The 25,331-nt window shown below is 71.2% G+C and carries 27 protein-coding genes and 1 pseudogene; 22 read left to right on the top strand and 6 right to left on the bottom strand.

Going from position 1 to position 25,331, the window contains the following annotated elements; translation table 11 throughout:
- Window positions 1-4 precede the first annotated feature (4 nt).
- From ybeY to F0L68_RS02775, 12 genes and pseudogenes are all read left to right on the top strand, one after another.
- Window positions 5-544: pseudogene (gene ybeY / locus F0L68_RS02830) on the top strand (rRNA maturation RNase YbeY); the annotation flags it as partial.
- 167 nt (window positions 545-711) lie between these two features.
- Complete coding sequence (locus F0L68_RS02825; RefSeq protein WP_149847806.1) at window positions 712-2,079, top strand: hemolysin family protein; 1,368 nt, start codon at window positions 712-714, stop codon at window positions 2,077-2,079.
- On the top strand, window positions 2,072-2,398 hold the full coding sequence (locus F0L68_RS02820; protein WP_149847805.1) for a cytidine deaminase-like protein: 327 nt from the start codon (window positions 2,072-2,074) through the stop codon (window positions 2,396-2,398). The genes F0L68_RS02825 and F0L68_RS02820 overlap by 8 nt, the downstream gene beginning before the upstream one ends.
- Window positions 2,399-2,465: 67 nt before the next feature.
- Window positions 2,466-3,386, top strand: a complete 921-nt coding sequence (gene era / locus F0L68_RS02815) for a GTPase Era (RefSeq protein ID WP_149847804.1) — start codon at window positions 2,466-2,468, stop codon at window positions 3,384-3,386.
- A gap of 197 nt (window positions 3,387-3,583) precedes the next feature.
- Entirely contained in the window at window positions 3,584-4,477 is an 894-nt protein-coding gene (locus F0L68_RS02810) for an RDD family protein (RefSeq protein ID WP_149847803.1), read from the top strand.
- Window positions 4,478-4,571: 94 nt separating this feature from the next.
- Window positions 4,572-5,339, top strand: a complete 768-nt coding sequence (gene recO, locus F0L68_RS02805; RefSeq protein WP_149847802.1) for a DNA repair protein RecO — start codon at window positions 4,572-4,574, stop codon at window positions 5,337-5,339.
- Window positions 5,336-5,941 (top strand): GNAT family N-acetyltransferase, encoded by a 606-nt coding sequence (locus F0L68_RS02800; protein WP_188316358.1) that lies wholly within the window; start codon window positions 5,336-5,338, stop codon window positions 5,939-5,941. Before recO ends, F0L68_RS02800 begins: the two co-directional genes overlap by 4 nt.
- A gap of 121 nt (window positions 5,942-6,062) precedes the next feature.
- Window positions 6,063-8,996, top strand: a complete 2,934-nt coding sequence (locus F0L68_RS02795) for an NACHT domain-containing protein (RefSeq protein WP_188316357.1) — start codon at window positions 6,063-6,065, stop codon at window positions 8,994-8,996.
- Between the two features lie 96 nt (window positions 8,997-9,092).
- On the top strand, window positions 9,093-10,007 hold the full coding sequence (locus F0L68_RS02790; RefSeq protein WP_149847799.1) for an isoprenyl transferase: 915 nt from the start codon (window positions 9,093-9,095) through the stop codon (window positions 10,005-10,007).
- Entirely contained in the window at window positions 10,007-10,429 is a 423-nt protein-coding gene (locus F0L68_RS02785; RefSeq protein WP_149847798.1) for a hypothetical protein, read from the top strand. The genes F0L68_RS02790 and F0L68_RS02785 overlap by 1 nt, the downstream gene beginning before the upstream one ends.
- Window positions 10,430-10,477: 48 nt before the next feature.
- Window positions 10,478-11,518: a permease gene (locus F0L68_RS02780; RefSeq protein WP_149847797.1), complete on the top strand. Its 1,041-nt coding sequence runs from the start codon at window positions 10,478-10,480 to the stop codon at window positions 11,516-11,518.
- Complete coding sequence (locus F0L68_RS02775) at window positions 11,515-12,300, top strand: TIGR03943 family putative permease subunit (RefSeq protein ID WP_149847796.1); 786 nt, start codon at window positions 11,515-11,517, stop codon at window positions 12,298-12,300. The genes F0L68_RS02780 and F0L68_RS02775 overlap by 4 nt, the downstream gene beginning before the upstream one ends.
- Window positions 12,301-12,381: 81 nt before the next feature.
- On the opposite strand, the gene melC2 is transcribed toward F0L68_RS02775, so the two are convergent.
- The 5 genes from melC2 to F0L68_RS02750 form a co-directional block, all read right to left on the bottom strand.
- Entirely contained in the window at window positions 12,382-13,209 is an 828-nt protein-coding gene (melC2, locus tag F0L68_RS02770) for a tyrosinase MelC2 (protein WP_149847795.1), read from the bottom strand.
- A 16-nt stretch (window positions 13,210-13,225) separates the two neighbouring features.
- Window positions 13,226-13,573 (bottom strand): tyrosinase family oxidase copper chaperone, encoded by a 348-nt coding sequence (locus F0L68_RS02765; RefSeq protein WP_149847794.1) that lies wholly within the window; start codon window positions 13,571-13,573, stop codon window positions 13,226-13,228.
- A gap of 369 nt (window positions 13,574-13,942) precedes the next feature.
- Complete coding sequence (locus F0L68_RS02760) at window positions 13,943-14,362, bottom strand: Fur family transcriptional regulator (RefSeq protein ID WP_149847793.1); 420 nt, start codon at window positions 14,360-14,362, stop codon at window positions 13,943-13,945.
- Window positions 14,359-14,745 (bottom strand): ArsR/SmtB family transcription factor, encoded by a 387-nt coding sequence (locus F0L68_RS02755; RefSeq protein WP_223198435.1) that lies wholly within the window; start codon window positions 14,743-14,745, stop codon window positions 14,359-14,361. The genes F0L68_RS02760 and F0L68_RS02755 overlap by 4 nt, the downstream gene beginning before the upstream one ends.
- 99 nt (window positions 14,746-14,844) lie before the next feature.
- Window positions 14,845-15,117 (bottom strand): DUF6703 family protein, encoded by a 273-nt coding sequence (locus tag F0L68_RS02750; RefSeq protein WP_223198434.1) that lies wholly within the window; start codon window positions 15,115-15,117, stop codon window positions 14,845-14,847.
- Window positions 15,118-15,233: 116 nt separating this feature from the next.
- On the opposite strand from F0L68_RS02750, the gene F0L68_RS02745 reads away from it, so the two are divergent.
- The 8 genes from F0L68_RS02745 to F0L68_RS02710 all read left to right on the top strand — a co-directional run bounded on the left by F0L68_RS02745 (window position 15,234) and on the right by F0L68_RS02710 (window position 22,832).
- Window positions 15,234-15,614, top strand: coding sequence for an antibiotic biosynthesis monooxygenase family protein (locus F0L68_RS02745; RefSeq protein ID WP_149847792.1), 381 nt, complete (start codon window positions 15,234-15,236; stop codon window positions 15,612-15,614).
- Window positions 15,615-15,777: 163 nt separating this feature from the next.
- Window positions 15,778-17,163 carry a glycine--tRNA ligase gene (locus F0L68_RS02740; protein WP_149847791.1) on the top strand — a complete coding sequence of 462 codons (1,386 nt, stop codon included), beginning with the start codon at window positions 15,778-15,780 and terminating at the stop codon, window positions 17,161-17,163.
- Window positions 17,164-17,263: 100 nt separating this feature from the next.
- Window positions 17,264-18,190: an ABC transporter ATP-binding protein gene (locus F0L68_RS02735; protein ID WP_149847790.1), complete on the top strand. Its 927-nt coding sequence runs from the start codon at window positions 17,264-17,266 to the stop codon at window positions 18,188-18,190.
- Window positions 18,187-18,912, top strand: a complete 726-nt coding sequence (locus F0L68_RS02730; protein WP_149847789.1) for an ABC transporter permease — start codon at window positions 18,187-18,189, stop codon at window positions 18,910-18,912. Before F0L68_RS02735 ends, F0L68_RS02730 begins: the two co-directional genes overlap by 4 nt.
- Before the next feature lie 86 nt (window positions 18,913-18,998).
- Window positions 18,999-20,207, top strand: a complete 1,209-nt coding sequence (locus tag F0L68_RS02725) for a sensor histidine kinase (protein ID WP_223198449.1) — start codon at window positions 18,999-19,001, stop codon at window positions 20,205-20,207.
- The gene (locus tag F0L68_RS02720) at window positions 20,204-20,809 is read left to right on the top strand and encodes a response regulator transcription factor (protein ID WP_149847787.1); all 606 of its coding nucleotides are present in this window, start codon (window positions 20,204-20,206) and stop codon (window positions 20,807-20,809) included. Before F0L68_RS02725 ends, F0L68_RS02720 begins: the two co-directional genes overlap by 4 nt.
- Before the next feature lie 63 nt (window positions 20,810-20,872).
- Window positions 20,873-21,511 carry a YdcF family protein gene (locus tag F0L68_RS02715; protein WP_223198433.1) on the top strand — a complete coding sequence of 213 codons (639 nt, stop codon included), beginning with the start codon at window positions 20,873-20,875 and terminating at the stop codon, window positions 21,509-21,511.
- 10 nt (window positions 21,512-21,521) lie between these two features.
- On the top strand, window positions 21,522-22,832 hold the full coding sequence (locus tag F0L68_RS02710; RefSeq protein WP_149847923.1) for a deoxyguanosinetriphosphate triphosphohydrolase: 1,311 nt from the start codon (window positions 21,522-21,524) through the stop codon (window positions 22,830-22,832).
- A 69-nt stretch (window positions 22,833-22,901) separates the two neighbouring features.
- Here the strand turns inward: F0L68_RS02710 and F0L68_RS02705 are convergent, their stop codons facing one another.
- Complete coding sequence (locus F0L68_RS02705; RefSeq protein ID WP_149847785.1) at window positions 22,902-23,555, bottom strand: RICIN domain-containing protein; 654 nt, start codon at window positions 23,553-23,555, stop codon at window positions 22,902-22,904.
- Window positions 23,556-23,869: 314 nt separating this feature from the next.
- On the opposite strand from F0L68_RS02705, the gene F0L68_RS42115 reads away from it, so the two are divergent.
- Both F0L68_RS42115 and F0L68_RS02700 read left to right on the top strand, forming a co-directional pair.
- On the top strand, window positions 23,870-24,043 hold the full coding sequence (locus F0L68_RS42115) for a hypothetical protein (RefSeq protein WP_188316356.1): 174 nt from the start codon (window positions 23,870-23,872) through the stop codon (window positions 24,041-24,043).
- Window positions 24,044-24,115: 72 nt separating this feature from the next.
- Window positions 24,116-25,234: a serpin family protein gene (locus F0L68_RS02700; RefSeq protein ID WP_149847784.1), complete on the top strand. Its 1,119-nt coding sequence runs from the start codon at window positions 24,116-24,118 to the stop codon at window positions 25,232-25,234.
- The last annotated feature ends 97 nt before the right edge of the window (window positions 25,235-25,331 follow it).

Raw genomic sequence — 25,331 nt, 5'->3', positions numbered from 1 at the left:
CCCCGTGAGTATCGAGATTGCCAATGAGTCCGGAGTGGTCGTCGAGGAGGCGTCCATCGTCTCGGCCGCCCGCTTCGCCCTCGACCGGATGGGGGTCAGCCAGCTCGCCGAGCTCTCGGTCCTGCTCGTGGAGCTTGACGTGATGGCTGACCTGCACGAACGGTGGATGGACCTGCCGGGGCCGACGGACGTGATGGCCTTCCCGATGGACGAGCTGGACTCCGCGCGCCGCCCCGACGCTGCCGGGGTCGGTCCTGCGCTGCTCGGCGACATCGTGCTGTGTCCCGCGTTCGCCAAGGACCAGGCGCGCAAGGCCGGCCACTCGCTGCTGGACGAGCTGCACCTGCTGACCGTGCACGGAGTGCTGCACCTGCTCGGCTACGACCACGCCGAGCCGGCCGAGGAACGGGAGATGTTCACGCTCCAGAACCGCATCCTCGGCGACTTCCGCACGGCGACCGTGGAGGCCGAGCGGCTGGCCGCGCAGCGCAGCGCCGACTCCAAGGTGCTCGGCGCGGTCGGCCTCGACGGCCCGGCCGCGCAGTCCGCGACCGTCGCCGAGGGCGACGAGAGCCCGGCGGACGGAACGCAACCGGACGCAACGCAACCCGACGGAACACAAGCCGACGGAACGCAACCGAGCGCGGCGCAAGCGAAGGACGACGGCACGCCCGGCGGTTCCACCGACCACACCGGCTGAGGCAGGCCCCGGTGACCACGAACTCCAGCGGCCTGCTGGTGTTGGCAGTGGCCCTCGTGCTCGCCGCCGGGGTGTTCGCCTGCGCGGACGCCGCGCTCGGCGCGGTGTCCAGGGCCAGGGTCGAGGAACTCCAGCGGCAGGGCAGGGTCGGCGCGCGCCAGCTCATCCTGGTGCTGGCCGACCGGCCGAGGCACGTCAACCTGCTGTTGTTGCTGCGGCTCGGCTGCGAGCTGGCCGCGACGGTGCTGGTCACGATGGTCTTCCTGCGCTGGCTGTCGCCGGAGTGGCTGGCCGCCGTGGTCGCCGTCGTCAGCATGCTGGTGGTGTCCTACGTGCTGGTCGGCGTCGGGCCGAGGACCATCGGACGGCAGCATCCCTACCGGGTGAGCCTGGTTACGGCGGCACCGGTGCGGGTGCTCGGCAGGGTGCTCGGGCCGTTGAGCCGGCTGCTGATCGTGGTCGGCAACGCGATCACCCCTGGCCGAGGCTTCCGCGAGGGACCGTTCTCCTCCGAGGTCGAGCTGCGCGAGCTGGTCGACATGGCCCAGGAGCGCGGCGTCGTCGACGCGGGCGAACGCGAGATGATCCACTCGGTGTTCGAGCTCGGCGACACCATCGCCCGCGAGGTGATGGTGCCGAGGACGGAGATCGTCTGGATCGAGGAGAGCAAGTCGCTGCGCCAGGCGTTGGCGCTGTCGCTGCGCACCGGCTACACCAGGGTGCCGGTGATCGGGGAGAGCGTCGACGACATCGTCGGCGTGGTCAACCTCAAGGACCTGGTGCGCGGCGCGATGGAGCGCGAGCAGGAGGACGCGGCCGGCGCCCGGCAGGGCAGCGGGCCCGCAGCCCGACAGCCGACCGTCGCCGAGCTGATGCGGCCGGCGAGCTTCGTGCCGGACTCCAAGCGGCTCGACGAGCTGCTCAAGGAGATGCAGCTGAGCCGCAACCACCTGGCGATCGTGGTGGACGAGTACGGCGGCACAGCGGGCCTGCTCACCATCGAGGACATCCTGGAGGAGATCGTCGGCGAGATCACCGACGAGTCCGACACCGACGACCGGCCCCCGGTCGAGCACCTCGCGGACGGCTCGGTGCGGGTCAGCGCCCGGCTGCCCGTCGACGACCTCGACGACCTGTTCGGCACCGACCTGGACCAGCACGACGTGGAGACGGTCGGCGGCCTGCTCGCGCAGCGGCTCGGCCGCGTCCCGCTGCCGGGCACCGAGGCGGAGATCGCCGGGCTGCGGCTGCGCGCCGAGGGCGGCAAGGACGATCGTGGCCGGGTGCGGATCACCACGGTGCTGGTCCGCCGCACCCGCGAGCCGCAGGCCGACGAGCGTGACCAACAGCAACGGGAGAGGAACGGCGAGCGTGGCTGAGTTGGATCCCGAGGACCGGAAGATCGTCACGCTGGCGCGGTCCGCGCGGGCACGCACCGGGGCGGCCGAGGGGGCAGCGGTGCGCGACACCGACGGCCGCACCTACGCGGCCTGCACGGTGTCGCTGCCCTCGCTGTCGCTCACGGCGTTGCAGGCGGCGGTCGCCGCGGCCGTGTCCAGCGGCGCGCCGGGCCTGGAGGCCGCGGCCGTGGTCACCGAGGCCGCCGAGGTGGACGCCGCGTCCCTGGCGGCCGTCCGCGACCTGACCGAGGCCGCCCTCGTCCTCCGCGCCGACCCGGCCGGCAACGTCGTGTCATGAAGGACGCCTTCGTGACGCTGGGTGTCCTCAAAGCGTCCTTCGTGACACTGCCTGCGAGAATGGGGCGGTGACCACCACTGACCACGGCCCCGACGGCGGCTTTCGCTCTGGGTTCGCCTGCTTCGTCGGCCGCCCCAACGCCGGCAAGTCGACGCTCACCAACGCGCTCGTCGGCACCAAGGTGGCCATCACCTCGAGCAAGCCCCAGACCACCAGGCACACCATCCGCGGCATCGTGCACCGCGCGGACGGCCAGTTGATTCTGGTCGACACGCCCGGCCTGCACCGGCCCCGCACGCTGCTCGGCCAGCGGCTCAACGACCTGGTCAGGGAGACCTGGTCGGAGGTCGACGTCGTCGGCCTGTGCGTCCCGGCCGACCAGAAGGTCGGCCCTGGCGACAAGTTCATCGCCGCCGAGCTGGCCAAGCTGCCGCGCCGCACCCCGGTCATCGGCATCATCACGAAGACCGATCTCGTCCCCCAGCAGCAGGTGGCCGAGCAGCTCCTCGCGCTCCAGGACGTGATGGACTTCGCCGACCTCATCCCGGTCTCCGCGGTGGACGGCTTCCAGGTCGGCGCGCTGGCCGAGCTGCTGGTCGGCAAGCTGCCGTTCGGCCCGCCGCTGTACCCGGACGGCGAGCTGACCGACGAGCCGGAGGCGACGCTGGTCGCCGAGCTGATCAGGGAGGCGGCGCTGGAGGGCGTCCGCGACGAGCTGCCGCACTCCATCGCGGTGGTCGTGGAGGAGATGAAGCCCCGAGAGGGCCGCGACGACCTCATCGACGTGCACGCCGAGCTGTTCGTGGAGCGGTCCAGCCAGAAGGCGATCATCCTCGGCCACCGGGGCGAACGGCTCAAGCAGGTCGGCACAAGTGCGCGTAAACACATCGAGGCGTTGTTGGGCACGCGCATCTATCTCGATCTCCATGTCAAGATCGCGAAAGACTGGCAACGGGATCCCAAACAGCTCCGCCGGCTCGGCTTTTGACGCACTGGCCGCCGCCCGAATGGTCACGAGACGCCCACAATCGCTGCCGGGGTACCGCCGGACCGGGTAGCCTTCGCGCCACCGGAAACCCGGGTGCGATGACTGCCCGGGGCAGTTTGCCGGCGACAACCCGCACACTCCTTTCCTGCCGTGGGTGTTCACGCAGGATGTGACGACCACGCAAAGGGGGACCTTTCGTGACCAATCCCTACGGGACGCCCGGCCAGCCGGGTCAGCCTGGCCAGCCCGGCCAGCAGCCCGGCTACGGCCAGCAGCCCCAGCAACCGGGCTACGGTCAGCAGCCGCCGGCCGCGCCGCCCTACGGGCAGCCTGCCCAGCCCGGCTACCCGCAGGATCAGCCGCAGCCCGGTTACGGGCAGCAGCCGGGGTACGGCCAGCAGCCGCCGGCCTCCCCGCCCTACGGCCAGCCGGCCCAGCCCGGCTACGGCCAGCAGCCGGCGTACGGGCAGCCCGGCTACGGGCAACAGCAGCAGCCCGGCTACGGCGCGCAGCCCGGTTACGGGCAGCAGCCCGGCTACGGCGGCATGCCGCCAGGAGCCCCGTACAGCGCGGGCGGTGAGCAGGTGGAGATCCCCGGTGTGGGCGTCTTCAAGCTCGCCACCATGGGCCAGCGGTTCCTGGCCAGGTTGATCGACGGCCTGATCGTCGGCGTCCCGGTCGGCATCATCAACGCCATCCTCTCCGCCGCGATGTTCAGCGCCGTCAGGTACGACGTCTCGACCGGTCAGTTCGTCGGCGGTGCCGGCTTCTTCGGCATCTTCATCCTGCCGTTCCTGCTGATCGTGGTGGTCTACGGCCTGTACGACGGCCTGATGCTGTCGTCGAAGGGCGCCACGGTCGGCAAGTCGGCGATGGGCATCAAGGTCATCTCGGCGACCCCCGACCCCAGCGGCGGCCTCGGCGCCGGTCCGGCGTTCACCCGGTTCGGCGTGCTGTACGGCGGGCTCATCGTGCCGTTCCTCGGCGGCCTCTGGTCGCTGGTCTGCGCGCTCTCGCCGCTGTTCGACGAGCGGGCTCGGCAGGGCTTCCACGACAAGGCGGCCAAGACCTACGTGATCGCCGTCAAGTAGTTCGAACGACCGTTTCGGGCCCGCGACACCGCGCGACAGCGGTGTCGCGGGCCCGATTCGTTTCAGTGTCACCCGTGAGTGGGACGATGTGCGGGTGAGCCTGTACCGCGACACCGGCGTAGTGCTGCGGGTGCAGAAGCTCGGCGAGGCCGACCGAATCATCACCCTGCTCACCAGGCAGCACGGCAAGGTCCGTGCCGTCGCCAAGGGTGTGCGGCGCACGACCTCCCGCTTCGGCGCCCGCCTTGAGCCCTTCGGCCATGTCGACGTGCAGTTCTACACCGGCCGCACGCTCGACATCGTCACCCAGGTGGAGACCCTGGACGCGTTCGGCGTCGGCCTCGTCGGCGACTACCAGCGCTACACGGCGGCCTGCGCGGTGCTGGAGACGGCCGACCGGCTGACCGCCGAGGAGGGCGAGCCGGTCCTGCGGCTGTACCTGTTGGTGGCCGGCGCGCTGCGGGCGCTCGCGGACGGCGAGCGGGACCCGTCGCTGGTGCTGGACGCCTTCCTGCTGCGCGCGATGGCCTTTGCAGGCTGGGCGCCTGCCGTCGTCGAGTGCGCTCGCTGCGGCGATCCCGGCCCGCACCGGGCGTTCAGCGTGCAGGCGGGCGGCTCGGTCTGCGTGCGGTGCCGGCCGGCCGGTTCGGCGAGCCCGGCGGCGGACACGCTGACGCTGCTCGGTGCGCTGCTGCACGGCGACTGGGCGATCGCCGAGGCCGTCGAGTCGGGTGCCCGCCGGGAGACCAGCGGGCTGGTCGCCGCGCTGCTGCAATGGCACCTGGAACGGCAGTTGCGCTCGCTGCCGCTGGTGGAACGCCGGGCGCGGCCGACGGCGGCCGCGGTGGAGGAGACCTCGTGATCGTGCGCCCGTACCGGCCAGCCGATGCGGCGCAGGTGCACGCGGTGTGCCTGGCAACCGCCGTGGACAGCAACCCGAACGGTCCCGAGCCGGCCGATCCCGACCTGATCGGGCACGTGTTCGCCGGCCCGTACCTCGCGCTGGAGCCCGGCCTCGCCTTCGTGCTAGCCGACGAGGAGGGGGTGGCCGGGTACGTGCTTGGCGCGGCCGACTCGGTGGACTTCTACCGCAGGTGGCGGCGCGACTGGTCGCCCCGCTTCGCCGATGCCACTGTGGCTGCCGGCGCCGATCCGGACACGCCGGACGCGCGGCTGATCGGCCTGCTGGCCGCCCCCGAGCGGATGCTGCCGACCGATGTCGCGGACTATCCCGCGCACCTGCACGTCGACCTGCTCGCCAGGGCGCGCCGCCGTGGCCACGGCCGCACGCTGCTGACCACCCTGTTCGCCGCCCTCGACGCGCGCGGCGCGGCCGGCGTGCACCTCCAGGTCAGCGAGCACAACCCGAACGCGCATGCCTTCTACGCCTCGCTCGGGTTCGCCGAGTTGGCCAGGAGCGACGGCGGAATCACCTTCGGCCGACGACTGCCGTCCGCCAACTGACTTAGTTCGCACAAATTCGGGAACGAGCCGTCCGATCGCGGGAGCGATCCCCCGACTCGCCGCACGGGCCCGCGCGGCAGCAGTACCTTGGCCGGACTCGCGAACTCCCGGAGGTGCTGGCGTGCTCGACCCGACCGCGACCGGACTCGCCGCTCTCGCCGCCCAGTCCGCCGCCAAGGCGGTCGGCGGCATGGCCGTCCGGGCGTCCGCCCCGGCGTGGCGGTCGGCGGCGGGGAAGCTGCTGCCGGCGCCGGCCGAGGTCCGTCGGTCGGCGAGCTGGTCGGAACTGAAGCTGGCCGCCAAGCACCACGACGCGATCGCCGGGTACCTCGGCGGACGGTTGTGCACCGGGCTGTTGGAGCTGCTGGCGTTCCTCGAACTGGCCGAGCGAACCGCGCGGCGGGACGAGGAGAAGGACCAGCTCGCCGCCACCTTCCGGCGCGAGCTGGTGAGCCGGCTGGATCTGCCGGAGGACCGCGCCGCCGCCATAGGCGACGCGGTGTGGGCGGAACTGCACGACTGCGTCCGGCTGTCCGTGCGCGAACTGCGGGAGGCGGGCGCCTTCGCCGACGAGGACCTCGTCTACGCCGCCCGGCTGGTGCGCAGGCCCACCGAGACCGCCGACGGGCCGCAGCTGGTGAAGTCGGTTGTGGAGCGGTCCACGGCCTCGGTCAGCGTGGACCGCGTGCGCGCCGCGCACACCGCGGTGCGCGTGATCAGGGAGGCGATGCGGGAGCGCTACGCCAAGCTGGTGATGCCGCACTCCCGCGAGGACTACCGGGTGCCGATCGAGCAGATCTACGTGACGCGCACGCTGGCGCCGAGGGACTTCGACCGCAGGCTGGGCGCGTCGGAGCGGGGCGAGCCGCGCAGGCTCGACGACACGCCGGTGCCCGAGGCCGACCTGGCCGACCGGAGGTTCGTCGTCGTCGGCAACCCCGGCGCCGGCAAGAGCACCTTCATCAGACACCTGCTGTACGAGCTGGGCCGGCAGGGCGAGGAACACGGCCAGCAGGCGCCCATGGTGATCGAGCTCAAGGACCACCAGGCCCCCGACCACTCCTACACCTCGGTCCTCGCGGACCGGCTGCGCGTGGTGACCCAGGCCGAACTGGACGTCGAGACCGTGCGGGACGTGCTGCTGCTCGGCCTCGCGACGGTCGTGTTCGACGGGCTCGACGAGATCAGCGACCTGGACCAGCGGCGCTCCACGATTGACGCGATCGAGGCGTTCTGCCGGCGGTTTCCGTTGGTGCGCGTGGTGGTCACCTCGCGCGAGGAGGGGTACGTCAGCGCGCGCCTCGACCCTCAGCTGTTCCCGGTCTACCGGATTCCGGACTTCACCGATGAGCAGGTCGAGACCTACGTGCGGCGCTGGTTCGAGCTGGTCTCCGGGCCGAGGATGTTCGAGCCGGGGGAGCGGCGGGACACCTTTCTGGCGGACAGCGTGCACGTCGGCGACCTGCGCACCAATCCGCTGATGCTGTCCCTGCTGTGCATGCTCTACGAGTACGAGGGCTACATCCCGGAGAACCGCCCGCAGGTCTACGAGGACTGCGCGGAGCTGCTGTTCGAGCGCTGGGACCGGGTGCGGCGGGTGCCGCTGTCGTTCCGGGCCAACACCCAGACGCGGTACCTGGTGCAGGAACTCGCCTACTACTTCTTCTACCGGTTGGACAGCCAGGGCGGCGAGACGGAGAAGAAGCTGCGGGCGCTGGTCAGCGACTACTTCGAGCGTTCCATCGTCGGGGGTGCCACGGCAGCGCGGGAACATGCCCAGGACTTCCTGGACTACTGCGCGGGACGGGCGTGGTTGTTGACGCAGACCGGTGTCTCCGAGCGCGGCGAGCGGCTGTTCGGCTTCACCCACCGGACCTTCATGGAGTACTTCGCGGCCTGCTACATCGTCCGGCACTGCGCCCGACCGCAGGAACTGGTCAACATGGTCAGGCCGATGATCGAGTCCGGCGGCAGCGAGGTCGTCCCGCAGATCGCCATCCAGCAGCTCGACACCCGGCTGGCGTCCGCGATCGACGACTGCCTCGACCTGTTGGTGTTCGACCGCACCAGCCACGCGGAGGGGCAGGGTCGGGTCAGCCTCGAGTTCGCGCTGCGCTCGCTGCGCTTCATGCGGCCTGCCCCGCGCACCCTCACCAGGCTGTACACCGCGACGCTGCACGCGTTCGCCGAGACCTGGGACCTCTCGCTGCTGGACAAGCTGCTCGGCGCGCCCGCGGACACGCACGACCTGATCAGGGCGACGTGCCGGCGGGTGCGGGGCGAGGCGTCCCCGCTGGAGGGACACGGCAGGGCCGTCCGGGCCGCAGCCACGATCGTGCTCATCGTGCTGGACCGGCCAGACCGGCCCGCCATGACCTCGCTGAGCGGCACGATGTTCCGGTTGGTCCAGGAGGGACTGCGGGAGGTCGTGCAGTCCGATCCGGACGTCGTGAACGAGATGTACCGCAACGAGTTCCTCTCGCTGGACCTCTACGTGACGCTGATGGGCGCGCGTGCCCTGGTGTCCCAGCGGTTCACCACCAACGCGCAGACACGGGTCGAGGTGCCCGGCCCGCTCGTGCACCGGCTGACCGCGTTCTTCCTGACCGGCGAACAGGACGAGCACCTGCCCGGCATGCTCGCCGCGGTCGCCGAGGCCCCTGACGCGGTCGTGCCGATGAACGGCGCCGTCGTCGAGGCGCTGCTCGGTGTGGCGGAACGGTTCTCGACCAGGGTGATCAGGGGCGTCTATCCGTTGGAGGACACCGAGATCGGGCCGGACACGCTCGGTTTCTACCGGCTGTTCCTGGCCGCCATGTGCGCGGGCTACGAGACAGGCGGGCCGTGGCGGCGGGTGGCCGAGGGGCTCCCCGTGCTGCGCGAGGCCGTCGCGGAGGTGGCGAAGCGGTCGAGGACCACCAGGGAGGTCGACATCGGCCGGCGCGCCCTCGGCACCTGCGTCGGCCAGGTGCTGGGCAGGGCGGGCGCGGCGCCGCAGTGGGACGCGGTGTTCGAGGAGTGGGCGCTCGGTACGCGCAGGATCACGCAGGATTAGGCGGGAGCGGGCGAAGGGCGCACGCACCACTAGACGTAGCATCGACGACCGACCAAGGGACGCATTCGGCGGCCCTCGGGAGGGAGAAGCCGACACATGCTGCGACGACGGCGGCAGGGACGTGACGACCGGGCCGTGCGGGCACCCGAGCCACACCCGTCCGGCGCGCGCCCGCCGGCGATCCCGGCCGAGTTCCTGCCTCGGCACGTGGCGATCGTGATGGACGGCAACGGCCGCTGGGCCAACCAGCAGGGATTACCGCGCATCGAGGGCCACAAGCGCGGCGAGGCGGTCGTGGTCGAGGTCGCCAAGGGCGCCATCGAGCTGGGCATCAAGTGGATCTCGCTGTACGCGTTCTCCACCGAGAACTGGCGGCGCAGCCCCGAGGAGGTGCGCTTCCTGATGGGGTTCAGCCGGGACGTGATCCACCGTCGCACCGACGAGCTGGACGAACTCGGTGTGCGGGTCCGCTGGGCTGGCCGCAAGCCGAAGCTCTGGCGCAGCGTGATCAACACCCTCCAGGACGCCGAGGAGCGGACGAAGGACAACGACGTCCTCAACCTCGCCATGTGCATCAACTACGGCGGCCGCGCCGAGGTCGGCGACGCCGCGCGGGAGATCGCCAGGCTCGCCGCGGCCGGCAAGATCAATCCGGACAAGGTGGACGAGCGGACCATCGCCAGGCACCTGTACCAGCCGGACATGCCGGACGTCGACCTGTTCCTGCGGCCGTCCGGGGAGCAGCGCACGTCCAACTTCATGCTGTGGCAGGCCGCCTACGCCGAGCTGGTCTTCCAGGACATCCTGTGGCCGGACTTCGACCGCCGCGACCTGTGGCGGGCGTGCGAGGACTACGCGCGCCGCGACCGGCGGTTCGGCGGCGCGATCGACAAGCCGAGCACCGAGCCGAGTAGCGAGCCGAACGGCCAGGCGCTGACCAACTCTGCGCCGACCAACTCTGGGCCGACCATCCTTGGGCCGGGCGAACTCCCGGCACCGGAAGGACTCTGATGACCAACGAGGCCGCGAACACCGCAGCCCTGCTCACCTCGGCCCGCGAGGCCCTGGAGAAGTTCCACGACGTGCACGTCGACGACGACGGCGCGCTGACCTTCCGGCACGGCGAAGTGCCGTGCGCGGTGCAGGCCATGCAGCTGTCCGAGGGCCTGACCGTGCTGAGCCTGACGTGCGTGGTCGCCTGGGACCTGCCCGACGAGCCCGCGCTCGCCGCGTCGGCCGCCGAGCGCGCAGGTCAGGGCCTGTTCGGCACGCTCGGCGTCGTGCACACCGACCGGGGCATGGACGTCATGCTGAGGTACGCGTTCCCGGCCGACCGGCTCGAGCCGGAGCCGCTGAGCACGCTGCTGATGCTTGTCGTGTCCACCGCGTCCCAATTGCGTGGTGAGCTCCTCGAAGAGGCCGAAACCAGGTAGTCCGAGCAGACGGGTGGCCGGTGCGCGCCGCCTGGCGGACCTGGCACCATGGCCGGCGTGACTATCACCGGAGAGATCCGGGGGCCGCGGTCCGGGCCCCGGCGCCCCCGGGCCAATCGCATCAAGGTCACCTCGCTCGAGGTGCTGTGCGTGCTGCTGGTCCTCGCGCTGGTCCTACAGAACTGGCTGAACCAGGTCCTGGACGTGCCGGGGCTGCGCACGGGCGCAACGGTGTTCGTCGCGGTGTGCGTGCAGGCGATGCCGTTCCTGGTGCTCGGCGTGCTGATCAGCGGGGCGATCGCCGCGTTCGTGCCGGCCAGCATGCTGCGGAAGGTCCTGCCGCGCAGCACGGCCCTCGCGGTGCCCGTCGCCGGGCTGGCCGGGGTGGCGCTGCCGGGGTGCGAGTGCGCGTCGGTGCCCGTCGCGCGGCGGCTGATGCAGCAGGGCGTGCCGCCGGCCGTCGCGCTGTCGTTCCTGCTGGCCGCGCCTGCGGTGAACCCGATCGTGCTGGTCGCGACGGCGGTGGCGTTCCCCGGCGAGCCGAAGATGATGCTGGCCAGGTTCGTCGGCTCGATGCTCACGGCCGTGGTGATGGGCTGGCTGTGGACCAGGCTCGGCCGCGCCGAGTGGATCGCGGAGCGGGCGCTGCGCAAGCTGCCGGTGCGCGAGGGCACGTCCCGGTGGGTGGTCTTCGCCGAGACCGCGCGGCACGACCTGGCCGAGGCGGGCGGTTTCCTGGTGATCGGCGGGCTGACGGCCGCCGCGCTGAACGTGCTGGTGCCGTCGTCGTGGCTGGAGTCCATCGGCGGCCAGGTGGCGCTCGGCATCGCGGTGATGGCGCTGCTCGCGGTGATCCTGGCGCTGTGCAGCGAGGCCGACGCGTTCGTGGCCGCGTCGCTGAGTTCGCTGCCGCTGCTGCCTCGGCTGGTGTTCCTGGTGGTCGGTCCCGCGGTGGACGTCAAGCTGATCGCGCTCCAGGCCGGCACCTTCGGCCGTTCCTTCGCGGCGCGGTTCGCCCCGGCCACGTTCGTGGTCGCGGTGTGCTGTGCCGTGCTGTCCGGCGTGTTGGTCCTTGGGGGTTTCCGATGAGGCGCGAGACGCAGAACATCCTGTTGGTGCTGCTCGGCGGCGCGCTGCTGAAGATCGCCCTGACCGGCACCTTCCTGCGGTACGTGAAGCCGGCGTTGCAGCCGTTCATCATCGCCACCGGCGCGATCATGGTGCTGCTGGCGCTGGTGTCGATCGGCCGGGACATGATCGTCGCGCGGCGGCCCGAGCCGGAGCCGGACGGGGAGAGCGCCGTCGCCTCGGACGCTCCGGTCCTGGATGCGCACGGGCACGAGCACGGGCACCGTCAGCCGAAGAGCCCGTGGCTGTTGCTGCTGCCGGTGTTGGCGATCTTCCTGATCAGCCCGCCAGCCCTCGGCGCGGACACCGTGAACCGGTCTGGTGACCGCTCGGCCGCCCAGCCCAACTCGAACCAGAAGTCCTCGGACTTCGCCGCGCTGCCTTCCGGCGACGTGATTCCGTTGAAGCTCATCGACTTCGTGCAGCGGACCGCCTGGGACGACTCGGGTTCGGTGAACGACAGGGCGGTGCGGCTCACCGGGTTCGTGGTGCGCGACACCGATCCGGCCAAGGCCGGCGTGTACGTGGCCCGGCTGATGATCACCTGCTGCGCGGCGGACGCCTCGCCGGTGAAGGTGAAGCTGGCCGGCGCGGGCCTCGACACGCTCGCCAACGACCAGTGGATCCAGGTGACCGGAAAGGTGGAGGTCGGCTCCGCCACCAAGGCGACCCACTACGTGCCGACGCTGACCGTGTCCTCGATCCAGCCGACCGCGGCCCCGGCCGACCCGTACGAGTTCTGAGCCGGGCCTTCGTGTTGCGCGGGCTCATCGCGCCGCGCCATCGTGCCGTCCGGCCTTCGGCGCGACGAGCCCACGACACGGTCAGGCGTAGGTGTAGAAGCGGGTGTGGTCGAGAAGGTCGGCCGGGGTCACCGTGTTCCACGGGCGGATCGGCTGGTTGAGGGAGACCACGTCGGTGGTCGCCGAGGTCGGCAGGTAACTGGCCGCCGGGTGCAGGCTCTGCCAGTCGGCCCACAGTCGGTCGATGAAGCAGTGGTGCAGCCAGAACACCGGGTCGTTGGGCGAGTAGCCGGTGCCCATCGCCCCGCCGATCCAGACGTGCACCCGGTTGTGCAGTTCCGGACCCGTCCTGGCCCATCCCTCGAGGCCGTTGCGGAAGCCGTCGCCGGAGGTGCTGTTCCACGGCGCGACGTCGTAGACGCCGATGGCGAGCACCGCGTCGAGGTCGGTCCTGGTCGGCAGCGCGCCGACGCCGGTGCCGAGGCTCCTGGTCAGGAAGGGCGCGTCGGAGGCGCCCTCCCTGATCGGCCAGTTGCCCGTGCTGCCGGCGAACGGACCCGTGGTGACCTGGCCGTCACCGGGCTGGCCGTCGCCGCCGAGGAAGTCGTCCGCCCACAGGGACGCCGAGGTGCTGTTGTCCGCCGTCCAGTCCCAGTACGGCAGCGACACCGAAGCGTCGACCTTCTGTAACGCCCGTTCGAATTCGAGCAGGAACTGGCGATGCCACGGCAGGAATGACGGGGCACGGTGCCCGGCCCTCGGGCTGGTGTCCCGGTCATTCATGATGAAGGTGTTGTGGGTCGCGACGAAACCGTCGTAGGTGCCCTGTTTCTTCAACTGTAGAACGGCCTGAACGAAACTGTTCTTTTCGGCGGCAGTGAGTGTCGCCTGATTCTTTCGAACGCCCATGGCAACGCCCTTCCGCTTACTGGTGGTGGCCCCGGTGGCTGACCAGGACGAGGTTCGCGCCGCGCAGCGACTCGACCGCGGCGCGCGCGGTGTCGTGCGGCGAGGCGAAGGTGCGGTAGTGGTCGATGATGCTGGAGTAGCTGCTGTCCGCGTTCTGCATGACGTGCAGCGGCAGTCCGTCGATGTAGACGTTGCGTGCGGCGGTGATCCGGATCCGGCGGCCCCGGTAGACCTCGTTGATCTCCTCGGCCGCCTCGCCGAACTGGTTTCCGGCCACCAGGATTCCGGTGCCGACGACGCCGGCCACCGCGGCGCCGGCGAGTCCGAGTTTCAGCACTTCTCTGCGTCGTGGTCTGTCCTGCATTTCCTGTCCTTCGGCTTGGGGATCTGCCCAATGGCGCGCGAAACCATCCCGACGGCCGGTTTGTGTCCGGTCGGGGAGTTGCCTCGCACAATTGATCACAATGGCGACGCGCGAGTAGGTCAACGAATTCGCGCGGTGATCTGGCCGACGCCGAATGGGAGGTGCGCGTAGAATAGATTGATTGCGCAATCAATCAAATCGACGCAGGCCGAGTGAAATGGGAAAACAGGACCAACCCGGCGAACGTTACAGTTTCCGGAGATCGCCCCAGTGATCAAGATCGCGCTGCCTAGGGAGTCGCGATCCCACCGACCCCTCGCTGCGGCCGCCCCTCGGCGCTCCTGCGTGCGCGCCGCCGCCGATTCTCGACTACTTGGCGGTGCACTCCGCGCAGGTGCCGAAGATCTCCACGGTGTGGCTGACCGAGGAGAAGCCGTTCTCCTCGGCGATGCGGTCGGCCCACTTCTCCACGGCGGGGCCTTCCACCTCGACGGTGCGGCCGCAGCTGCGGCACACCAGGTGGTGGTGATGGTGGCTGGAGCACCGTCGGTAGATCGCCTCGCCGGAGTCGGTGCGCAGGACGTCCACCTCGCCTGCGTCGGCCAGCGACTGGAGCGTCCGGTACACCGTGGTCAGGCCGATGCCCTCGCCGCGCCGGCGCAGCTCCTCGTGCAGCTCCTGCGCGGACCGGAAGTCGTCCAGCTGGTCGAGCAGCTTGGACACCGCGGCTCGCTGCCTGGTCGAGCGCAGGCCGGGCACGGTGGCCGAGGGGCGTTCGCTGGTGGTCACGGTTCCTCCGTCCGGTGTGCGGCGCTTTCCTCGACGTGGACGACGGCGTCCACCACGATGTGCGACAGGTGCTCGTCGACCAACCGGTAGACGACCTCTCTGCCGTGCCGTTCGCCGTCCACCACGCCCGCGGACTTGAGCACCCGCAGGTGCTGGCTGATCAACGGCTGCGCCACACCGAGCGCCTCGACCAGCTCGTGCACGCACCGGTCCGCCTCGCGCAGTTGGAGCACGATCGCGATGCGCACCGGCGCCGCCAGCGCGCGCAGCAGGTCGCCGGCCGCGGCAAGGGTTCTGGTCGGGCGCGGCGGCGCTGGGTGAGCGCCGGATCGTTCCGAAGAGTGCGCGTGCTCGGCCGGCAACCGGACCGGGGCAGTTCCCACGGGACCTACCGTCCTCTCCGGGGGCTCGAGCTAGCTGGAATGGATTTTCACTGCCATCACATCGTAGGCGCTGTTCGCCGCGACCTGCCCAGGGCCAGGTCAGCGCAGCAGCGACAGGGCGATCAGCACCAGGACGGCGAACACGACCACCCGGAACACCCGGTCGAGTGTGCCGAGCACCTTCCAGGTCGCGGTGAGCAGCATCAGGACCAGCAGGGCCAGCACGCCGAGCAGGGCGGCGCCAAGGGGCCCGCGCTGCCACACGCCGACGCCGAACAGCGCCGCGACGACGAGGAAGGCCGCCACCGGTGGCACGCGGGAGAGCATGCCGTTGCCCGGCAACAGGGTGCGCGATGAGCGGTTGGATGCCACTGGGGCCGTCCCTTCTACTGAGGGTGGACGGGCCTATGGTGCTGCATCGTGCCATCCCGGTCGATGCCGGCCGTCGGTGCTTTTTCTCGGGGTGGATCCACCGGAGGGCGGTTGTCGTGCTGCTGGTCTGTAGGTTCGCCGTCGCCGAGGCCGACGCGCCCGCCTTCGTCGTGCGGGCCCGGCGCGCGCTCGAGCTGCTCACCGCGCAGCCGCGCTGCCTTCGCGGGGTGCTCGGCAGGGCCACCGACGAGCCGGACCGCTGGGTGCTGACCGTCGAGTTCGAGTCGGTGGTGGCCTACCGCAGGGCGATGTCACCGTTCGAGGTCCGCGAGCACGTCGTGCCGCTGCTGTCCGAGGCGCTGGCCGACGAGCCCGCCGCGTTCGAGGTTCTGCTGGACGGCGCGGACGGCTCGGTGCGCACTCACACGAGCCTGCTCGCCGCCGACGCTGGCACCGTTCGGCTCGGCGAGGCCGCCGGACCGACCACTCCTCGTTAGAGCCCCTCCTCGTTAGGGCCCCGGCACGACGGTGTTCGACTGAGAGTTCCTACCCTCACCCGATCGTGGAAGGGTCGTGAGCTGGGACTCCGCCCGTCTGACACGTCGCGCGATTGGCTACGCTGGTAGCCCGCCGCATCGCGTACTACTTCCTGGAGTGTCCGTGCCCGCCGATCGCATCGAGACCGTCGTCAGCCTCTGCAAGCGCCGCGGGTTCGTCTACCCGTGCGGCGAGATCTACGGCGGCACGAGGTCGGCGTGGGACTACGGCCCGCTCGGCGTCGAGCTGAAGAACAACATCAAGCGCGCCTGGTGGAAGTTCATGGTGCAGGGCCGCGAGGACGTCGTCGGCCTCGACTCCTCGGTGATCCTGCCCAAGGACGTCTGGGTGGCCTCCGGGCACGTCGGCGCGTTCCACGACCCGTTGGTGGAGTGCACCTCCTGCCACAAGCGCTTCCGCGCCGACCAGCTGGCCGAGGAGTACGCCGAGCGCACCGGCAAGGCGACCACCGAGGACGACATCTCCGACGTGCCGTGCCCCAACTGCGGCACCCGCGGCCAGTACACCGAGCCGCGCGAGTTCAACATGATGCTCAAGACGCACCTTGGCCCGGTGGAGTCCGAGGAGGGCGTGCACTACCTGCGCCCGGAGACCGCGCAGGGCATCTTCGTCAACTTCCTCAACGTGCAGACGACCTCGCGCAAGAAGCCGCCGTTCGGCATCGGCCAGATCGGCAAGTCGTTCCGCAACGAGATCACGCCGGGCAACTTCATCTTCCGTACCCGCGAGTTCGAGCAGATGGAGATGGAGTTCTTCGTCGAGCCGGGCACCGACGAGGAATGGCACCAGTACTGGATCGACGAGCGCACCCGCTGGTACACCGATCTGGGTATCTCCAAGGACAATCTGCGCCAGTACGAGCACCCCAAGGACAAGCTCTCGCACTACTCGAAGCGGACCGTTGACCTCGAGTACCGCTTCCAGTTCGGCGGCCAGGAGTGGGGCGAGCTGGAGGGCATCGCCAACCGGGGCGACTTCGACCTCAACACGCACTCCAACCACTCCGGTGTCGACCTGTCCTACTTCGACCAGGCCACGAACTCCCGTTACCGGCCGTTCGTGATCGAGCCGGCCGCCGGCGTCGGGCGCCCGCTGATGGCCTTCCTGCTGGAGGCCTACACCGAGGACGAGGCGCCCAACGCCAAGGGGGGCGTGGACAAGCGCGTCGTGCTGAAGCTGGACCGGCGGCTCGCGCCCATCAAGGCCGCGGTGCTTCCGTTGTCCCGCAACCCCGAGCTGTCCCCGAAGGCCCGGGATCTCGCGACCGCGTTGCGGCGCAACTGGAACGTCGACTTCGACGACGCTGGCGCGATCGGTCGGCGCTACCGGCGGCAGGACGAGATCGGCACGCCGTTCTGCGTGACGGTCGACTTCGACACGCTCACCGACAACGCGGTGACGGTCCGGGAGCGCGACACCATGGCGCAGGAACGCGTGTCGCTCGACCAGATCGAGTCCTACCTGGCCGCCCGCCTGATCGGCTGCTGACCCACCACCTCGACGCGGTCCGTCCTTCATGACAGTTGTCATGGTCAGGACGTGACGCGCGGCCTCTGCGGGAAACTCCGTCGCGCAGCACGCTGATGGCATGACGGACACAACTTCCCGCCAGGCAGTGCGGAACGGGGCCGCGGTGAGCATCGCCGGGCTGCGCAAGCACTACGGCGAGGTGCGCGCGGTCGACGGCGTCAACCTGGTGATCGCCCCGGGCGAGGTGGTCGCGCTGCTCGGCCCCAACGGCGCCGGCAAGTCGACGACCGTGGACATGCTGCTCGGGCTGAGCAAGCCGGACGCGGGCGACATCACCGTGTTCGGCCAGACGCCGAGGCAGGCGGTGAGCGCGGGGTCGATCGGCGCGATGCTCCAGACCGGCGCGCTGCTGGAGGACGCGACCGTCGCCGAGACGGTCGGCCTGTTCGCCGCGCTGCACCACCGGCCGCTGCCGCTGGCCGAGGCGCTGGAGCGGGCCGGCATCGCCGACCTGGCCGACCGCCGCTCCACCAAGCTCTCCGGCGGCCAGAAGCAGCGGGTGCGCTTCGCGCTCGCCCTGGTCAGCGACCCCGACCTGATGGTGCTCGACGAGCCGACCGTCGCGATGGACGTGGAGACCCGCCGCCAGTTCTGGCGCTCGATGCGGCACTTCACCGACTCCGGCCGCACGGTCCTGTTCGCCACGCACTACCTGGAGGAGGCCCAGGAGTTCGCCGACCGCGTCGTGCTGATGCGCTCCGGCCGGATCGTCGCGGACGGCTCCGTCGCCGAGGTCCGCGCGATGGTGTCCGGGCGCACGCTGCGCGCGATCGTGTCCGGCGCGACCGAGGGGACGCTGGCGAACCTGGCCGGCGTGCGCGCCGTCGAGCTGCGCGGCGAGCAGGCCGTGCTCACCTGCGACGACTCCGACCTGGCCGTGCGAGCCCTGCTGCACACCTTCCCGCAGGCCCGTGACATCGAGATCAACGCCGTCGGCCTGGAAGACGCCTTCCTCGCGCTGACCTCCGAAGGAGCACAGTCGTGAACGTCAAGTACCTCGCACTGGAGATCAAGCGCGTCGTCCGCAACCCGCGCTTTCTGATCTTCACCGTCGGCCTCCCGGTGGTCTTCTACTTCCTGTTCTCCTCGATCAATGCCCAGGGCAACGACGCCGACCGCGTGCGCGTGGTCGTCATGGTCGGCATGGCGGCCTTCGGCGGCCTGACCGCGGCGGTCTCCAGCGGCACCAGGATCGCCGTCGAGCGGGGCGCAGGCTGGCAACGCCAGCTGCGGCTCACTCCGATGTCCGGCGGCGCCTACCTGGTCACCAAGGCGCTGGTCGGCATGATCGTCGGGCTCGGCCCGCTGCTGTTGGTCTGCCTGATCGGCGGCCTCACCGGGGTGCACCTGACCGCGGCGGAGTGGCTCCAGGTCACCGCGGGCACCTGGATCGGCCTGCTGCCGCTGGCCATCCTCGGCGTGCTGGTCGGCCAGCTGGCCACGCCGGACAGCGTGCAGGCCATCGGCAGCGGCGTGTTCCTGCTGCTGAGCATGTTCGGCGGGCTGTGGTTCCCGCCGGCCGCCATGCCGTCCTGGCTGGCCAACATCGCGCACGTGGTGCCCAGCTTCTGGTACGGCGGCATCGGCCGCGGCGTGGTCTTCCACGACCTGAACGTGGGGACCACGGTGCTGGTGCTCGGCGCGTGGACGGTCGGGCTGGCTGCCCTGGCCGCCCGCCGGTTCCGGGCCGACACCGCCAGGGTCTGAGCAGAGGGTCTGACCGCAGGGTCTGACCGGGGAATCTGGCCGGGCGACAGGACGAGGACGGGGGCCGTAGCGTGAGCGACGTGGAGATGTCGAAGGAGTCGCAGGGTCCGTTCGGGCCGAAGGTCGGCAAGGGCTGGCCGGTGATGGGCCTGTTCTTCGTGCTGGCCTGGATGCCGGCCATCGGCTGGGGTGTGGTGCACAGCGACCTGCCCACCTGGCGCATGTGGACACTGCTGGCCCTGCTCACCCTCTACGCCGTCGGCTACCTCGTCCTGCCGTTCCTGTTGTGGGGCCGGCCGGTCCGGAACCGGCTGTTCGCGATCTTCGCCCACCTTGGGGTCGGGATCGCGCTGGTGATCGGCCTCGGGCTCGACTCGATGCCCCTGCTCATCTACGCGCTGGCCATGGCCAGCTTCGCGCTGCCGACGCGGCCGATGCTGATGATCAACGGCGGCACGCTGGCGGGCTTCGCGGTGATCATCCTGGTGACCAGTCCGGTGCACGGCCCGTGGAGCTCGTGGGTCACCCTGATCTCGATCACGGGGTGCCTGTCCGCGATGGGGCGGATGCTCCACGTGAACCGGCGGTTGCAGGAGGCCCAGGCCGAGATCGCCGCGCTGGCGGTGTCGGGGGAGCGCGCACGGCTCGCCCGCGACCTGCACGACATCCTCGGGCACAGCCTCACCACGATCACCCTCAAGGCGGGCCTGGCCAGGCGCGTGCTGGAGACCTCCGACGACCGGGATCGCGCGATGGGCGAGATCCGCGAGGTCGAGGAGCTGTCCAGGCAGGCCCTCGGCGACGTGCGGGCCACCGTGTCCGGCTACCGCGAGGTGTCGCTGTCCGGGGAGCTGGTCGGGGCGCGCGCCGCGCTGCGGGCGGCCGAGGTCGCCGCCGACCTGCCGCACGCGGTCGACAACGTCCGGCCCGAGCTGCAACAGGCCTTCGGCTACGTGCTGCGCGAGGGCGTGACGAACGTGCTCCGGCACAGCCAGGCGACCCGCTGCGAGGTGCGGCTCGGCGAGAACTGGCTGGAGGTGCGCGACAACGGCCGGTCCAGCTGTGCCAAGGTGACGAGTTCACGGGACAGCGGCGGCGGCAACGGCCTGTCCGGTCTCGCCGACCGGGTGGCCGAGGTCGGCGGCACGATCGAGGCCGGTCCGCTGCCCGAGGGTGGTTTCTCCCTGCGCGTCCGCGTCGGGGAGATCGCGACAGGGGACCAACCGGAAGACAGGACGGACTCAGTGGTGCAGCGCAGGACCAGCCAGGTGCGGCCCTCGGTGGGGCTCGCGTGATCCGTGTGCTGTTGGCCGACGACCAGGCCCTCGTGCGCGGCGCGCTGGCCTCCATGCTCGGCCTCGAGGCGGACATCGAGGTGGTCGCCCAGGTCAGTTCCGGCGACCAGGTGGTCGCGGCCGCGCGGGAGACCAACCCCGACGTGGCGTTGTTGGACGTGCAGATGCCCGGCAAGGACGGCCTGACCGCCGCCGCCGAGCTGCGCGACGCGCTGCCGAGCTGCCGGGTGGTCATCTGCACCACGTTCGGCAGGCCCGGCTACCTCGCCCGCGCCATGTCGGCGGGCGCGGCCGGGTTCGTGGTCAAGGACGCGCCGCCGGAGCAGCTGGTCGACGCGGTCCGCCGGGTGCACTCCGGGCTGCGCGTGGTCGACCCGGTGCTGGCGGCGGAGTCGTTGGCCAGCGGCAGCAGCCCGCTGACCGACCGGGAGCGGGACGTGCTGCTCGCCGCGCGCGACGGCGGCACGGTGTCGGACGTGGCCAAGGCGCTGCACCTGTCCGAGGGAACGGTCCGCAACCACCTGTCCTCGGCGATCGGCAAGACCGGCGCGCGCACCAGGGCGGAGGCCATCCGGCTCGCCGAGGAGCGCGGCTGGCTGTGAGGCGCAGGTGAGCCGGAGCGGGGCTCGCGGCACGGCCGGGCGAATTCTGGAACGATGCGTGGCGTGTCCCCACACTCAGGAGTCCGCCGGTTGGTGCTGCGGGTGGTGCTCGGCGCCTGCTTGATCGGTGGGCTGGTGGTCGGCGGCACGGCGTTCCGGGTGTGGCAGGTCGCGAGAGTCGACGACCGCAGCCCGGCCGACATCGCGGTGGTGCTCGGCGCGGCCCAGTACAACGGGCGCCCGTCGCCGGTGCTTCAGGCCCGGCTCGAACACGCCAAGAGCCTGTTCGACGAGGGCGTGGTGCGGTACCTGCTGACCACCGGCGGCCGGCAGCCCGGCGACAAGTACACCGAGGGGCAGGCCGGCCAGATGTGGTTGGCCGCGCACGGCGTGCCGGAGGACCGGATCGTCGTGGTCGGGGAGGGGCGCGACACCCTCGGCAGCATGCAGGCCGTCGCGACGGTCGCCAAGGAGCGCGGCCTGTCCACCGCGATGATCGTCAGCGACCCGTGGCACTCGTTGCGGGCGCGCACGATGGCGCAGGACGCCGGCCTCAGGGCGTGGACCTCGCCGACGCACAGCGGGCCGATCGTGCAGACCAGGGACACCCAGAGCCGCTACATCTTGCGCGAGACCGGCGCGCTGCTGTACTACCGGCTGTTCCACGCGCCCGCGGACGACTTCGGCACCGAGGTCGGTTGAGTTGGGCGAGGTGCGCGACGACCCGAACCCCGCCGAGTACTCCGAGCGCTCCGAGTACTCCGAATACGACACAGAGCGGCTGCTGGCCGAACCGCCCAAGCTCGGCGCGCTGCCCGGCACCAAGGGAGAGCGGCGCACGCCGTTCGCCAGGGACCGCGCCAGGGTGCTGCACTCGGCCGCGCTGCGCAGGCTGGCCGGCAAGACCCAGGTGGTCGGGCCCGGCGAGGGCGCCGAGGTCAGCGGCGTGCCCAGGACCCGGCTCACGCACTCCCTCGAGGTCGCCCAGATCGGCAGGGGCATCGGCGAGGAACTCGGCTGCGACCCCGACCTGGTGGACACCGCGGGCCTCGCGCACGACATCGGCCATCCGCCCTTCGGCCACAACGGCGAGCGGGCGCTGGACGAGGTGGCGCAGCCGTGCGGCGGGTTCGAGGGCAACGCGCAGACGCTGCGCATCCTGAGCCGGCTGGAACCCAAGGTGCTCGGCGTGCCGGGCGACGGCCGTGGATACGGGCTGAACCTGACCAGGGCGTGCCTGGACGCGGCCACCAAGTACCCGTGGCCGCGCACGCCGGGTGTGGTGAAGTTCGGCGCCTACGAGGACGACCTCGACGTGTTCGACTGGGTCCGGCTCGGCGCGCCGAACCGGAAACGGTGCCTGGAGGCCCAGGTGATGGACTGGGCCGACGACGTCGCGTACTCGGTGCACGACGTGGAGGACGCGGTGCTCGCGCACCGGATCTCGCTGGCCGCGCTGCACGATCCCGGCGAGCGGGCCGCGATCGCCGAACTCGCCGCGAAGCACTTCTCCGCCGAACCGACCTCGGCGCTCGAGGAGGCGGCGAAGGAGCTGTTGACGCTGCCGGTGATCGCCGCGCTGGCCGGCGCGGAGTACGACGGGTCGCTCGGCGCGCAGGTCGCGCTGAAGCAGCTGACCAGCGAGCTGGTCGGCCGGTTCGCCTCGGCCGCGATCACCGGCACGCGGCGGGTGCACGGCGACGGGCGGCTGCGCAGGTACGCGGCTGACCTCGTGGTGCCGCCGCTGGTCGCTGCGGAAGTCGCGCTGCTCAAGGCGATGGCGGTGCGGTACGTGATGAGCGACCCTGACCGGCTGGCCATGCAGCGGCGGCAGCGGGAGCTGCTCGCGGAACTGTTCGCCGCGCTGTGTGACCGCGCGCCCTCGGCGCTGGCCCCCGAGTTCCGGCCGGCCTGGCTGGCTGCCAAGCACGACACCGGGCGACTGCGGGTCGTGGTGGACCAGGTCGCCTCGCTGACCGACGCGCAGGCGGTCGCCTGGCACGGCGCGCTCGTCGCCGGCTGAGCCCACCGGCCGTCCCACGGGCTGCTGAGCCCGCGGGACGGCCGGGATTCGGGTCACCGCACGAAGTTCTCAGTGATAGATGACCTCGTTCTCCGCCTTCTTGTCGCACTGCCACTGGATGAGGGCCGCGCCGTTGGCGGCGGAGTCGCCGTTGACGTTGAGGCACAGTCCGCTGTACAGGTTCTGCATCACGAACGCCGTGCTGCCGTCCAGATTGTCCTGGAGCCACAGTTCGTTCTGGGCGTAGCTGTCGCAGGGCCACTGAATGAGCTGGGTGCCCCAGGTCTTCGAGTACCCGGGCACGTTCAGGCACAGTCCGCTGTTGCGGCTGCGGAAGGTGAACACGGTGCGGCCGTAGCGTTCGTACGGGCCCTCGGGATACCACACCTCGTTGGCCTGCCACGGAAAGGTGCAGTCCCACAGGTCGATCGCGGTGCCCTGGCTCTTGGACCAGCCGGGGTCGTCGATGCACCGGGCGTTTCCGTGCACGTAGAAGTAGAACTCGGAGTCGTAGGGCCCGAACGTGGGGGACACGGACGCCGCCCGGTGCGGGCTCGCGGCCGTGCCGTGGCCGGGGGTGGCTGGCGAGGACTGCGCGGGCGAGGACTGCGCTGGCGAGGACTGCGTCGCCGCGCCGGCGGCCGGCGCGGAGCAGGCGAGGGCGAGCACCGCGCCGACCACGGCCAGCGGGGCCAGCCAGGACCTGCGGATTCGATTTCGCATTGGTTCGGCTCCTTGAATGCGCGGCGCGGCCGTTCCGCGCCGGCGGCCTGTCGCGGGAAACCTACGTACTTCCCGGCCCGATGGAATCGCGCCGTGGTTGCGTCCTTCGGTACCGCGGAAAGCCCACTCCGGCCGGTCGGGGTGAACCCCGCGCGGTAGTCGCGGGTAGGCCCGGAGTTGACGGCGGAGTTGTGCCCAGAGCGAACGACGGCGGCCCGGCTGTGAGCGGTGGCACACTCGAGTACATGGCCGAGGATGAGTTACGGCGTCCACCGGGCCGAGCGTGGCCGTGGCGTCGACCGAGTCGTGAACCAGTGCCAGCCGACCCGAGCGGTCTGTTCCGGGACGACCCCGACGACGGGGACGACGGCTCCGCCGGCGTCCGCGAGCCGAGACACCCCAAGCCGTCCGGGCCGATGACCGACGCGGGGGAGCGCCCACCGCCCGAACCCGACCTCGTCGTCCAACTGCCCGACGCGCGCCAGTAGCCGGCGCGCCAGTAGCCGGCAGTCCGCCCGCCCGCCGGGAGTGCGCGTGCGGTCCGCACCGAGGAGAGTGCAGTGGTGACCGATCGAACACACCTGGCGTTCGCGCTCGCCCTGCACCGCCTCGTCGCCCCCGACGCGGAGCGCAACGCGTGCTGGTCGCCGTACTCGGTGGCCAGCGCGCTCGGCATGGCCGCCCAGGCCGCGCGCGGCGAGACGAAGGCGGAACTGCTCGCCCTGCTGGTCGGCGACCCGGCAGGCGACGTGCGCAAGCAGGCCGAACTGCTGGTCGCCGCAGCGCAGCTCGACGAGGTGCCGTACGGGGAGTCACCGACCCTGTCGGTCGCCAACACGCTGTGGGCGTGGTCCGAGCTGCCGATCAACGAGGACTTCGTGGTCGACCTGGCCGGCTGGCCGGGCGGCAGGGTCCGCACCGCGCCGTTCCGGGCCGACCCCGACGGCGCGCGCCGGATGATCAACGCCGACGTCGCCGACACCACCATGGGCCTGATCCCCGAGCTGATCCCGTCGGGCGCCGTCGACGAGGACACGGTCGCGTCCCTGGTCAACGCGCTCTACCTGCGCGCGGCCTGGCGGGAGACGTTCGCCAAGGCGCGGACCGAGTCCCGGCCGTTCCACGGGCCCGCCGGCACCCGGCCGGTCGCGACGATGTGCCGCACCGGCCTGGCCGGCTACGCGGCGGCCTCGGGCTGGCAGGTCGTCACGGTGCCGGCGGCCGGCGGCGTCGACGCGGTGGTGCTGCTGCCCGACGGCGACCTGGCCGAGGCGGAGGCCGCCCTGGACGCGGACCGGCTCGCCGCGCTGCTGGCCGCGCCGACGTCCACCAGGATCGAGCTGTTCCTGCCGAAGGTGGACGTGGAGGTCGGCGTGGCGCTGACCGGACCGCTGCGGCAGTTCGGCGTCGAGCGGCTGTTCACGGGGGCGGCCGACCTCACCGCGCTGAGCCCCGACCCGCGCCTGTGCGTCTCGGACGTGCTGCACCGGTCGGTGCTGCGGATCGACGAGGAGGGCCTTGAGGGCGCGGCGGCCACCGCCGTGCTGATGCGGACGCTGGCGATGATGGGCCCGCGCCCCGACCCGCCGGTGGTCCGGGTGGACCGCCCGTTCCTGCTGCTGGTCCGGCACGCGGCCACCGGCGCGATCTACTTCCTGACCAGGATCACCCAGCCCTGATCGCGAGTTTCCCCCTGGGCTGTCACGCTTTCCAGCCCGCCCTCGTCTGTCCGGTGAACGGCCCGCGCGAGGCGGGTCTGCCCAGGCAGGGGAGAGT

The organism is Solihabitans fulvus, from assembly GCF_008386585.1.
GTDB classification, from domain to species: Bacteria; Actinomycetota; Actinomycetes; order Mycobacteriales; family Pseudonocardiaceae; genus Solihabitans; species Solihabitans fulvus.
This window is presented reverse-complemented; position numbering and strand designations above follow the sequence as displayed.

Coding starts and splice junctions, on each gene's coding strand:
- F0L68_RS02790 (WP_149847799.1), top strand. CDS start 9,093: ATGCTGCGACGACGGCGGCAGGGACGTGACGACCGGGCCGTGCGGGCA.
- F0L68_RS02785 (WP_149847798.1), top strand. CDS start 10,007: ATGACCAACGAGGCCGCGAACACCGCAGCCCTGCTCACCTCGGCCCGC.
- F0L68_RS02780 (WP_149847797.1), top strand. CDS start 10,478: ATGGCCGGCGTGACTATCACCGGAGAGATCCGGGGGCCGCGGTCCGGG.
- F0L68_RS02775 (WP_149847796.1), top strand. CDS start 11,515: ATGAGGCGCGAGACGCAGAACATCCTGTTGGTGCTGCTCGGCGGCGCG.
- melC2 (WP_149847795.1), bottom strand. CDS start 13,209: ATGGGCGTTCGAAAGAATCAGGCGACACTCACTGCCGCCGAAAAGAAC.
- F0L68_RS02765 (WP_149847794.1), bottom strand. CDS start 13,573: ATGCAGGACAGACCACGACGCAGAGAAGTGCTGAAACTCGGACTCGCC.
- F0L68_RS02735 (WP_149847790.1), top strand. CDS start 17,264: ATGACGGACACAACTTCCCGCCAGGCAGTGCGGAACGGGGCCGCGGTG.
- F0L68_RS02725 (WP_223198449.1), top strand. CDS start 18,999: ATGTCGAAGGAGTCGCAGGGTCCGTTCGGGCCGAAGGTCGGCAAGGGC.
- F0L68_RS02705 (WP_149847785.1), bottom strand. CDS start 23,555: ATGCGAAATCGAATCCGCAGGTCCTGGCTGGCCCCGCTGGCCGTGGTC.